At 35.5% G+C, this 12,632-nt stretch carries 9 protein-coding genes; 3 read left to right on the top strand and 6 right to left on the bottom strand.

The features are described 5' to 3' along the window. Positions 1 to 2: 2 nt before the first annotated feature. Entirely contained in the window at positions 3 to 1,229 is a 1,227-nt protein-coding gene (locus tag RCG20_RS16980; RefSeq protein ID WP_308181288.1) for an MGDG synthase family glycosyltransferase, read from the bottom strand. Positions 1,230 to 1,431: 202 nt separating this feature from the next. On the opposite strand from RCG20_RS16980, the gene RCG20_RS16975 reads away from it, so the two are divergent. Next, positions 1,432 to 2,427, top strand: coding sequence for a glycosyltransferase family 2 protein (locus RCG20_RS16975; protein ID WP_308181287.1), 996 nt, complete (start codon positions 1,432 to 1,434; stop codon positions 2,425 to 2,427). Between the two features lie 2 nt (positions 2,428 to 2,429). Beyond that, the gene (locus RCG20_RS16970; RefSeq protein WP_308181286.1) at positions 2,430 to 2,876 is read left to right on the top strand and encodes a GtrA family protein; all 447 of its coding nucleotides are present in this window, start codon (positions 2,430 to 2,432) and stop codon (positions 2,874 to 2,876) included. Positions 2,877 to 2,920: 44 nt separating this feature from the next. Here RCG20_RS16970 and RCG20_RS16965 read toward each other — a convergent pair whose 3' ends face one another. The 5 genes from RCG20_RS16965 to RCG20_RS16945 form a co-directional block, all read right to left on the bottom strand. Then, positions 2,921 to 4,612: a DUF6044 family protein gene (locus RCG20_RS16965; protein WP_308181285.1), complete on the bottom strand. Its 1,692-nt coding sequence runs from the start codon at positions 4,610 to 4,612 to the stop codon at positions 2,921 to 2,923. 143 nt (positions 4,613 to 4,755) lie between these two features. Continuing rightward, complete coding sequence (locus RCG20_RS16960) at positions 4,756 to 5,586, bottom strand: undecaprenyl-diphosphate phosphatase (RefSeq protein ID WP_308181284.1); 831 nt, start codon at positions 5,584 to 5,586, stop codon at positions 4,756 to 4,758. Positions 5,587 to 5,764: 178 nt separating this feature from the next. Beyond that, the gene (locus RCG20_RS16955) at positions 5,765 to 6,976 is read right to left on the bottom strand and encodes a C40 family peptidase (protein ID WP_308181283.1); all 1,212 of its coding nucleotides are present in this window, start codon (positions 6,974 to 6,976) and stop codon (positions 5,765 to 5,767) included. A gap of 444 nt (positions 6,977 to 7,420) precedes the next feature. After that, on the bottom strand, positions 7,421 to 10,177 hold the full coding sequence (gene ppc, locus RCG20_RS16950; RefSeq protein ID WP_308181282.1) for a phosphoenolpyruvate carboxylase: 2,757 nt from the start codon (positions 10,175 to 10,177) through the stop codon (positions 7,421 to 7,423). A gap of 164 nt (positions 10,178 to 10,341) precedes the next feature. Continuing rightward, positions 10,342 to 11,658 carry a cadherin-like beta sandwich domain-containing protein gene (locus tag RCG20_RS16945; RefSeq protein ID WP_308181281.1) on the bottom strand — a complete coding sequence of 439 codons (1,317 nt, stop codon included), beginning with the start codon at positions 11,656 to 11,658 and terminating at the stop codon, positions 10,342 to 10,344. 395 nt (positions 11,659 to 12,053) lie between these two features. Between RCG20_RS16945 and RCG20_RS16940 the strand changes: the two genes are divergently transcribed. Continuing rightward, positions 12,054 to 12,611, top strand: coding sequence for an RBBP9/YdeN family alpha/beta hydrolase (locus RCG20_RS16940; RefSeq protein WP_308181280.1), 558 nt, complete (start codon positions 12,054 to 12,056; stop codon positions 12,609 to 12,611). Positions 12,612 to 12,632: the final 21 nt, after the last annotated feature.

The following is a 12,632-nucleotide window of genomic DNA, read 5'->3' as shown; positions in this document are numbered from 1 at the left end:
CGTTAACGGCCTTGAGACACTAACATAGATTTTTTTATATGCCGATATGATTTAAATTTAGTTGTTGTAATGAATTCTTTTGAAAAAAGAGCGTTATTAACCATTGATTGATTAATGACCCCTAATGCAAAAAATGCAGCCTTTTTTGTTTGAATATTTCGTGCATTTTCCTTCATTTTTTCCAAAAGGCTTCTTTTGTTAAGTAAATTTAATAAATGATCAAATAAATCAGAAGGACTATTTGCTTGAATAGCTGCACCAGAATCAATTAAATATTGGGCATTATCTTGTTCCTGTCCTGGAAGAGGCTTGTATAGGAGCATCGGCAATTCCATCGCAAGTGCTTCAGAAGTTGTCACCCCTCCTGGCTTCGTTACAATGATTTCAGATACAGCCATTAGCTCATCAACATCATCTGTATATCCCAGTATATGAATAAGATGCTTTGATGAAATTAATTCATTCTGTAAATGCTGCCGTAATTTTTCATTATGACCACATAAAATAATTAATTGCAATTGAATTGGAAATACTTCTAATTCTTTTGAATTTAATAAGCCCTTCCCAATTAAACCCTCCCCTCCCCCCATTATCAATACTGTGGAGATGTTAGGTTCAAGCTGATACTTTCTGTACAAATCTTTTCGATTCCTATTTCCAAGGAATCTTGTTCTAATTGGTATTCCAGTACAAGCAATTTTTTCAGATGGTATTCCTAATTGAATTAAGTTTTCCTGTGTATCAATTGACCCTACAATATATTGATCCGTACATGGATGTAGCCAATAACTGTGATGAGTATGATCCGTAATCACAGTCACTAATGGAATATTGGTTAATCCATATTCTTTTAATTTAGATATAATACTTGATGCAAATGGGAAGGTGCTGACAACCACTGATGGCTTTTCTGTTTGTAATAGTGAAAGCATTTTACCTATCCCCATTGAAAAAAAGGAATTTAGTTTTTCTGTAAGTGGGTTTCCTTCATACGTTTTTTGATATAAATATCCGTATACTTGAGGAAATGTTTTAATCCCTTTCATATAAACATAATGACTGATCGGAAAAAGATTAGGGTATGCCCAGACAAAAAAGTCTAATACAATCGTCTCAACACTAGGAAATTCAAGTGCTGTAGCTTCTTTAATTGCATTCGCCACTTGTTGATGTCCTTCCCCAAATCTTCCTGAGAGAATGAGTATTTTTCCTTCACTATTCATTACCATCCTTTTCTCCTCACAATACTTTGTAAATCGTCCTAAATTTAAATAGGTACAAATAAAATGACTGTAATATTCCTTTAAAAGTTCATCAAAGAATATACTTTGATAACTTTTCACCAATCCATGAACTTTTATGAAACTTAAAGTGTCTTTTAACGATATAGCAATACATCAATTATTTTAAAAATTTATGGGGGCTTTAATTATGAATGTACCAGTACTAACGATCGTTGTACCCTGTTACAACGAAGAAGAAGTACTTTTCGAAACGACAAAACAACTAGGTTCAATGTTATCATCCCTTATTATGGAACAGTTAGCCTCATCTGAAAGCAATATCCTATATGTAGATGATGGAAGTCATGACAAAACATGGACCATTATCGAAGATCTCACCCATAAATATCATTATATTAAAGGTTTAAAGCTATCACGTAACTTCGGACATCAAAAAGCATTGCTTGCTGGTTTAGAAAAAGCAGAAAAAAAGGCAGATTGCGTTATTTCAATTGATGCAGATCTACAGGATGATATTTCAGTGATAAGAGATTTTATGGTAAAGTATTTTGAAGGAAATGATATTGTCTATGGAGTTCGGAAAAGTCGTGATACAGACAGCTTTTTTAAAAAAGCAACAGCCCAGGGTTTTTACCGTTTTATGAATAAAATAGGTGTAAAAATCATCTATAATCATGCTGATTACCGTTTATTGAGTAAACGTGCCTTAAGGGAGTTATTGCTTTTTCGCGAACAGAACTTGTTCTTACGAGGTATTGTCTCCTTAATCGGCTTAAAAACAACTGAAGTTTATTACGATAGAAAAGACCGTTTTGCCGGAGTTTCAAAATATCCTTTAAAGAAGATGCTAGCTTTTGCATTTGATGGAATTACTTCATTTAGTGTTATCCCCATCAGGATCATAACAATTATGGGGTTTATTTCTTTTTTTATAAGCGGGTTGGCTGGGATATATGCTCTTGTGGTAAAATTTATGGGCCACGCTGAATCCGGGTGGACTTCCATCATCATTTCGATCTGGTTCATAGGCGGACTTTTACTTATGAGTGTTGGTCTTATTGGTGAATACATCGGAAAAATATATGAGGAGACAAAACATCGACCTCGTTATTCCATTGAAACAGACCTTTATTCCAAGGAAAGTAATAGGGACAAATCATTAATTAAAACAGGGAGCAATTAAAAATGAAGAACTCCTTTTTTCGATTTCTTTTAGTAGGAGTCATTAACACAATCGTGGGGTTATCGTTTATGTACCTTTTTCTCCACGTTTTTTCGTGTTCTTATTGGGCATCCACATTCATCGGAAACGTTATTGGGGCTTGCGTAAGTTACTTTTTAAATCGGACTTTTACTTTTAAAAGCACCACTTCTATGAGCAAAAGTATGACTCGATTTGCGGCAGTTATTTTATTATGCTACTTTATTTCCTATTACCTTGGGGAAAAAACAGTTACTATTTTATTTGCTCAAATTCCGTTTTTCGAAAAAAAGTATGTAGCAGATGCGGCGGTTCTATTTGGAACAGGATTTTATACGATCACTAATTATTTAGGGCAACGGTTATTTGTCTTTCAAAAAAGGGGCAATACTGAACCAATATTGGTAAATGAAGAAGGAGGCCATCAATGATCGATGGCCTCCTTTTTTAGCTAAATAGGGCGTTTGCGCTTTTCTTATTTCGCCTTATATAAATAGATTTTCCATGCAGAATCTTTATCTGTAAATGACTTAAGGAAATGAAGACCGTCACTTTCCCCATTAAGGATCGGGACTGCTGAGAAAATATATTGCCCGCCCATATTTTTAAAAGCATTCATGTTTAAATCAAGATGATGTATCTTCATCGTCGAATCCTTTTTAAAATCATAATTTTTGCCTAATTCAGCAACAAATAGATAACACCTTCCGCCCCAAGTATCAAAGTACTTTTTGATGGAATTATTTTTGTCTAGCTCATGCGCAATAATTTTTCGAAATTGATGCTTATAGGATAACGGATAAAAATTGTTATATGTGTCCAATGTATAAAATCCATTATATTGTGCAATCGCCGGATGAATACCGATACTTGCCACCCTGTAAGAAGACTTCGGCTTACCAATGTATTCATCAATTTTGTTAAATTCATTTTCCGCATAAAATTGTTCAAAAGAGGGAGTCTTTGCCACACGATAATAAACTTCTGGATTTGCGCAAAATAAAATAAAAATCTGAAGGACTAGACACATTTTTACAAATTGTTTCCATTTCACACTTCGATTCCATAAAAAAACAGATCCAACAGCATACATCATATAAATGATCAAAGGCCTTAAAAAGTGAAAACGAGCAAAATTGAACGTATTCAATAGCCCAACCTTTTCCTTCAGAGGCTCCCAACCTTTATAGAACCAAAATGCATACCAAATTGAGAGGACAATATTTAGGATAAATAGTGATACGTAACGCTTTTCTTTTTTCCAGAGCTTGTCCTTTAAAAAAAACCAAATGACGATTAGTGTTAATGGGAAAATAACCGGTGTATGCAGGGTCATGACATGTGTATGACCCAATAAGTAATTTTCACCAGCAAGCCTAACCGAATGCCAAAAGCCAAGTGTTGAGCTTACAAATTCATTTCTACTGGTTGGAGCCGTTGGGAATAGCAAGGAAACAACAAGACGGTACTCGATACCAAGAAAGATGACAGTCATAAGTGCAATGCTCAACAGAAAGCGTAGATTCCAATCTTTTTTTACCCATCCATCCCGGAGCCACAAAAGCCCTATCGCAACTAAAAAGAAGAAAAACCCAAGAACAAAGCTTGAATAGAACGGGAGCAAACTCAATGTTAGCCATTCTTTCCAGGAAGATTTTTTCTCACGAATATTCAGAAAAGCCCATAAAGCTAACGGTTGTCCTAGTGTACTTAGCATACCCGAGGGCCAGAAAGGGGTCAGTGCAAATGCTAAGGCAACCCAAACCCGAATTTGATAGGCATCTTCATGTCTTACAAAATGTCTCCTTAAGAGAAGATACATACCAATAAACGCAAAAATTCTTGTAATGGACTGACTTAATGCATATGCCACAATAGGCGAAAAACCTTCATAAAGCCATTGAATGCCACTAAACTCTGTACCAAATGCATTTCGTGGCAACCCGTTGATTATCTGGGGAATAGTCGAATCGATTGGTCCAAATAATTGTCCACTATCATTTAAAACTTTATACCAAGCAATATTCGAATCTAAATTATCATGCTCACGAATATGAGTGTTTTCACCCAATAAAAAGGGCGGGAGTAGAAATATGATAAGTAGGATTGCTGCTACCATTAACGTTTTTTTTTCTTTTTTCCAAAATAAAATTGTTCCATCATTCATATCCCTTAGCACCATTTCCTTTTTCGAAGTCATGTTAAAGGACTATACTTTTCATTATTAGGTTCGAATTTTTTTATTTTTCCTTAACAATAAAAGAATTCCTCGCTACTAACTAAAGGGGAATTCTTTTTGGTCCATTTATCCTAAAAATAAATAAAGTAGATGACAATTGCTAATAGGATCCGATACACAGCAAATGGAATAAGTTTAACTTTATTAATAAGTTTTAGGAAGAAGCGGATCGAAATTAATGCAAACAAAAAGGCACTAATAAATCCTGCAATGAAAAACGGTAGGTCAGCAACCGTTAGGTAATGCCAGTTTTTCATCAGCGAAAGAAAACTCGCCCCAGCCATAATCGGAACAGCCATGATAAAAGTAAAGTCAGCTGCTGCACGGTGACTCATGCCAACTAGAACTCCTCCAGATATTGTCGATCCAGACCGAGAAAATCCAGGCCATAGTGATAAACATTGAACAAGACCAACTGTAATTGCTTGTTTATATGTAATCTGATCAACCGTTTCCGTTTTTGGCGTTTTCGGGCCGAAAAGATCGGCTAAAATCATTAATACGGCTCCTAGCACTAAACCAATTAATACAGTAATAGTTGAAAATAAATGGTCATCAATATAACTATTAAAAAGTACCCCTAAAACACCTGCAGGTATTAAACCAACAATAACCGGCATTAGCTTAAGGCGTCCCTGCCCAGGAACAGCATGTTTTCCCTGTGGTCCTAATCCTAAAAAGCCAATAAAGCGATCCCAAAACGTAATTACTACCGCTAAAATTGAGCCTAGCTGAATGACTACTTTAAAAGTATTGGCAACATGCTTGGTCAAAACTTCTCCAGACTTTAACCACATATCATCGACAATAATCATATGCCCTGTAGATGATACTGGGGCGAATTCGGTTACACCTTCTACTAATCCTAATATAATTGCTTTTAAAATCATTAATAAATCCATTGGTATTTAATTCTCCTACTTTCTTATGATGTTTGCTGGCAATATCTTTAAAACAACGAATGCTCCTTTTGCTATTGATACTCACTGAATTGAATTGTATCAAATGATTTGAAAAAAGAAAATAAATATCAAAAGCGGGGCCTGCTAAATGGCCCCGCATCTTTTAACAATTATGAATTTAATTTAAAACTCTAACTACACGGCCATTAAAATGTTGTTTCCAGTAGCCGCTTGTCATGTTAGCAACAGCTACTCCTGTTGAGCTTTGAGAGCCAATAAATTGGCCTCCCCCAATATAAATTCCAACATGACCATCTGTTTTGTAAGTATTAAAGAATACTAGATCCCCAGGTTGCATATCACTTGAAGAAACTTGACTTCCAGCAGATGTTAACGAATCTGTGCTAGAACCTACAGAAACACCTGCTTGAGAAAATGCCCAATGAACAAAGCCTGAACAATCAAATCTGCCATTAGCAATATCGCTCGCACTTCTTCCGCCACCAAATACATAAACAGAATTCCCGATATACTTATAACCTGCCTTAATCACATCACTGATATTTCCATTGCCACTAGCGGAATATGTGCTAGTAGGTACACTGAACGAATTTCCATTGCTCTCTGAATCTGTATGTGGTCTTTGTCCGACTTCAATAGCTGCTTCTTTTGAAGCAAGATTACTGTCTTGATTTTGCAAGTCAGTCTTTTGGGCAATTCCATTTTGTTCTTGTTGTTTAAGCTGTTCCTTTAATAAATCATTTTGCGCTTTTTGTTCAGAAATTTCCGCTTGCATACCGACTAGCTCGGTTTTCATAGAATTGAGACTTGAAAGCTTATTAATTACCGTAGTTTCCTTTTTTTCAACTTCCTGTTTATCCGCTTCATGTTGTTTTAAAAGGTCTTGGTCAGCTTCAACCATTGTAGTAACTGCCCCAATTCGTTCTATCAAATTACTAAAGCTTGATGCACCTAGTAAGACATCAATATAGCTAACATTTCCACCCGTTTCTTGAAATGAAAGTGCGCGTTTTTTCAAGACAAGATTACGCTTAGCAATTCGGTCTTTGATAATGGATACTTGTTTTTGAAGCTGTGTAACTTCTAATTTTGTATCACTTATTTTCATTTCTGTAGAATCTATCATATTTTTATTATCGATTATTGCCTGATCGACTCTTTTAATTTGCTCATTTAATTTTGTGAGTCCATTCTGTGCCTGTGATATGTCAGCATTCGCTTTCGTGATTCCAGCTTGAATTCCAGAACGTTGACCTTGTATTATTGATTTTTGGTTTTGAAAAGATGCGGCATCTACAGTTGGAATAGCAATTACACTTCCAAGTCCTATCATGATTGTTGTACTAAGTGTAGCTATTTTCTTTTTCATGTTGAATCTCCTGCTTTCTATTAGCCAAACCCAAGATAGTCCCAAAGTCTATGGTACTTAGAAACTACCAAAAAACTTTTTGTCTACTTAATCTGACAACCTTTATGTAGAGAGATTAATCGTTGTAGGTAACATTTAATTTTCTAATGACAAAAATCTCAAATATCTTGCAATTTCCCTTACTTTTAGCTAGTATATCATCTAAATTTGTCAATTAAGTAATAGGAATATTACATTTGTGTTTCAAAGACGAAATAATCGTTCATTTTAACAAAAAGTTCAAATATACCTTTTTTACTGGTGGAAACGTTATAACTCTTAGTAAGAAAGAAATAATGGGATATACTGGAATAATTTTTTTTAATAGAATAGGCATTTTTTTACAAAATAAGGCCCTCCCAATGATAATTAGGAGGGCCAATACTTTTTTCTTAGAAATTCTAATCAACCTGTATTCCGTAAACCTGCAGCAATTCCACTGATGGTCAGTAACACTTCCGTTAACAGTTCTTCAGATGGTTCCTCTTGTTCTCTTAATTTCCTTATTAATTCAACCTGTATAAAGTTTAATGGATCAACATATGGATTTCTCCGATAAACAGATTCTTGAATATTAGGGGTATGATCTAATAACTCTTGATCACCTGTAATTTTGAGAAGAATCTCTTTTGTCTTTTTATATTCTTCGACGATATCAGAAAAAATTCGCTCAGAAATATCATTGTCACCAACAAGTGAAGCATATTCTTTTGCCGTTGTAATATCAGCTTTCATTAATGCCATTTGCAGGTTATCAATTGTTGATCGGAAAAATGGCCATTCTGCATGCATTTGCTGCAAAAGTTTTAAATTTCGGTCGCTTTTTGATGCAAATTCTTCTAAGCCTGTACCTGCAGCATACCAAGCTGGAATAATTTGACGACTTTGTGTCCATGCAAATACCCAAGGAATTGCTCTTAGGTCTTCAAAACGACTTTTATTTTTACGGCTCATGGGTCTTGAACCGATATTTAAATCTCCGAGTTCTCTTAGTGGTGTCGCCTCATAAAAATAAGTCAAGAAATCCGGATCCCCAAACACTAGCGATTGATATTTTATCAAAGCAGTTCCAGAGATTTCCTCCATTGCTTGTTGCCATATTGAATAGGTGACCTGATTCGATTCGGTTGATAAATTTGTTGAAGCTTTTAGCAATGTTGAGGTTGCTTGCTCTAAGCTTCGGTATGCAATATCCTCGAGTAAGTAACGAGAGGATAATACCTCTCCTTGTTCGGTAATTTTGACACCATCCCCTAAAGTCTCGGCTGGTTGGGATAGAATGCTTTGGTTTAATGTACCACCACCACGACCCAATGAACCGCCTCGTCCGTGGAAAAATTTCAGACCAATTTGATATTTTTTAGCCATTTTGTGAATTTCAAGTTGGGTATTGTACAATTTCCAGTTTGCTGTTAAGGTTCCTCCATCTTTGCTTCCATCAGAATATCCTAACATGATTTCTTGTTGGTCTCCCAATTCATGCAAATGGGTTCTGTAGATAGGCATTTGGAAAAGAGATTCCATGATCTTCGAACCTGCAGTTAAATCATCAATTGTTTCAAGCAGTGGGGCAACATTTAAATAACTTTCAACCCTTCCATCTGCATGAAGCCGATTAATGCCAGCCTCCTTCGCAAGTACAAGTACCTCAAGAACATCACTTACAGATTGCGTCATGCTTACGAGGTAAACTGAAATGGAACGCTTTCCAAATTCATCATGAGCATTTTTAATCATTTGGAAAACGTTTATCATCTCTTGTGTTTCTTTTGAATAATCTTCATTTAATAATAAAACGGGCCTTTGATCCGATAAAATATTTTGTAAAATTTTTATCTTATCCTCTTCAGGAAGCTGCCCATAGTTATCTGTTACCCTTACTTTGCGTAAAATTTCGGTAATTGCTAACTCATGCTCACCACTATGGTTACGAATATCAAGTGTGGCAAGGTGAAATCCAAACAACTGAACCTGTCGTATTAGTTTTTTAATCATCTTCAGTTCATTTACAGCAGGATGATGAAGAGCTAAACTACGCTTAATCACGAATAAATCTTCTAATAATTCATCCGCAGATTTATAGCCCGCATCTCCTTTTCCTACCTGTTTTAGACGTTCGATAATAATCGCAAATTTACGTCGATACGCTTCGGTTACGATTGGCCACTTTTTATCAGCTGGTAAAAATTTATCCTCTTCACTTTCAAGCGAGGCAAGAAGTTCTTCACTTATCTCAATTCTTGTAGTTGAGTGGCTATACCGTTTCATTAAATCGACTAATACGGTTCGATATTTTTTAATTACGAGTCTTCGCTGCTTATTAAGTGTTTCCCAAGTGATTTCAGGGGTTACATTTGGATTTCCATCGCGGTCTCCACCAATCCACGAACCAAAACGAAGAAAATTAGGAACCTCCCATTTAGTATCACTGAAACTCCTCTCTAAACAATCTTCTACTTCTTGATGTATATCAGGGAGGACATTAAATAACGTTTGATCAAAGTAATATAGGCCGTTTCGCACTTCATCCAATACGGTTGGCTTATGATATCGCAACTCATCCGTATGCCACAAAATAGTTACTTCGTTAAACAAACTCTCTTCAAGCTGTTTCTTTTCTCTTTTTGTTAACATAGGATTATCCATATATTTTAGGATATTCGCAATGCGTTTTTGAATTTCAAGAATAGAGCGTTTCATCGCTTCAGTTGGATGAGCCGTAATCACAAGCTCTAATGATAATGTTTCCAGTATATTTTGGATAAATTCCCGAGAAACATGATTTTCTTTTAGAGATTGGATTGCATTTTCAATTGAATCAGGTTGTACGATATGATCTTCCTGAAGCTGATATTGCCTTCGACGCCGAATACGATGGTTCTGCTCCGCCGCATTAACCAAATGAAAGTAAATCGAAAAGGCACGAATGATCTGTTGTCTCATTGGTGAACTAAGATGTGCAATTTCTTCTTTTAAGGTTTCATACATCTCTCTGTCAAATTGCTTTCGAAGCGACTTGCATAAGGAGCGAATCTTTTCAACCTTATCAAGAAGCTCATTACTGCCATGATTAACGAGTATTTCCCCAAGAATTTGACCAAGTAATTTCACATCACGTCGCAATGGAAGACTGCTGTCATCTATATTAATACCTGTTGCCATTATCTCACCTTCCTTAGAATTCTATAATTTCTACCTATAAATTTTTTAAATATAAATATACCATAAAATTAATAATAATACATAAAAAAGATTAAATGCAAAGTTAAAGCGCTAGTTTCATCCAATATTCGGATGATACCTAGCACTTAGCCGTTTAACTTATTTTAAAAAATGGAGCGAATACTATTGATAAATCTTCCCCACCAAGAGGTGGAAGTGTTATTTTTTTTTCCATTCCAAGAACTTACTTTAACTGTAGAACTGTTTGTAGAAGTTGTCGAATTTGTTAGATTAGCTGAAGACGTTTTTTCTGATGTATCAGATGAAGTTACTGTATCTTGTTTTATATCTTTATCAAAAACCAAAACATAGGTTTTATGTTCTTCACCCTTTGTCACAACAACAGATATAACGGTTTTCTTATTATTCCCTAGCTGAATAGTATTGCTTATACCGCCTTCAATCGAGATCGTTGCATCACTATTACTAGAGCTTTCATTTATTGTAACCGATGTGATATCAGTATCTTCTGCAATATGATAGGTAAATTCGGTGGATGCAAATGTTTTGTTCCACGTTCCTTTTGAAGTAGTCAACTTACTTAGAGTAGCTAGACTAACCTTTTGAGTTTTATTTGCATTGCCTTGAAGTTGGAATGTTTGTTTTCCAGTAGTATTTGAAATTCCAACCCCAGCCTTCACTCCTGAGAACGCACCCTTTTTTCCTCCATTTGATTTTACTGGAGATGTTTCGGCTTTTTTGGAGTCTCTGATAACCTCAAGGGTATATATTTTCTTCACACCATTTTCTGCCGTCACCATAATGGGCACTTCCGTTTTTCCAACTGGAATTTGAACAGATGTGCCTGTATCAGATGTCAAGGTATTTTTCACCATAATACTGGATGTTTTTTCATATGGCAAAGGTGTAATACCAAGCATATCAACCTCATTTGGAACATGGACATTATAAGAAGAAATCTCTGGATCAAATGCTGGAGATAGTTCCCCTTTTGATAATAGGATGTTTTGTAACAGAGCATTGCTATTTTGCTTTTTGATCACTGTAAGTGTGTAGGTGTTTGACGAGTTCACCCCATCATCAACTGTAATAAGAAATACATTTTCACCTGTATGGACAGGGTATGGCATTGACGAAATAGGGTTGCCATTAACAGTTAGTACTGAATTTACACCATCCGTTTCTGCAAGTAATTTAATGGTTTCTACATTATTTTCAACTGTAGCAGAATAATCGATTACTTCTGGTAAAAAAGGTTGATTTAATTGAATTCCTTCTAATTCAAGCCGAGACAACTTGTTTGAAGAAGTCTTTTGCTCCACTTGGGTTGTTGAGTTATTCCCAAATTCATCCCCTGCAGCATAGGTAGTAGCTGGTATGTAAAGAAACGCACCCATCCCGATCATTGAAACAACAAGACCTACATTTACTCCTTTTCTAATTAGCACCAATGTACGCATCCGAATCCTACCCTCTCTCTTATAAGACCTGAGTTTGAATTAAGAATAGTCCACGCAGCTTAATTTTTTCTTAACATTCAACTATTTTTTCCGTAACATTTTTTTAATAATTAGGTCATTGTTTCGTAAAAAAATTCAGTTAAAATAGATTCGTTGTTACAATGTTGTTCGAACTTTTCAATTAATCTCTGGTTTCAGATTTAACTAGATTAAATTTGTAGCTATGATAGAAGTTCGAACAACCTCTACCTATTATTATAGAATTCCATATCATGAATATAGTCATAAAAAAATACAGCTAAAGGGATTTGGCATTTGCCAATCCTTTTTTTAATGTTATACTATTTTAAATACTTACATATTAATCGGGATAGTTGGTTATAAGGAGAGATTTTATGAATCAGCATAGTTTTCTAATCATTCATGGCCTCGGGGGCAGCGGTCCCGCTCATTGGCAATCATGGTTATTTCATGAACTAAAGCAGCAAAACTTTCATGTTAGTTATCCTATATTCTCAAATTACGACACTCCAAATAAAGAGACTTGGCTACAAGAACTTTCAACCGCTATACAATCACTTCCTAAAAATCATCGAAAAACAGTCATTACACACAGTCTCGGTTGTATTCTCTGGCTTCACTATATTGCTGGTCAAACTAAAAAGATTGCAGACCATGTCATTCTTGTAGCCCCACCTTCACCAACTATTGTTCTTCCAGAGGCCAAATCATTTTATCCTGTTCCATTAGAAAGAGAAAATGTATTGAGGGCTGCAGAGGATACCTTGTTTGTCTATTCAACTAATGACCCTTATTGTGATATTGAAGATTCCATCAATTATTTAACATTAAATGTACCATCCATTTCCTTATCAAACATGGGGCATATCAATACCAAATCAGGTCATGGCGAATGGCAATGGATCTTGGATCAATGTCTGAACCACTCATGACTAAAGTCACGAGGTTCTAAG

Origin of the sequence: Neobacillus sp. PS3-40 (genome assembly GCF_030915485.1) — a bacterium.
GTDB lineage: Bacteria > Bacillota > Bacilli > Bacillales > Cytobacillaceae > JAUZPL01.
Note: the sequence above shows the minus strand (reverse complement) of the source record. Positions and strands in the feature narration are given on the sequence as shown.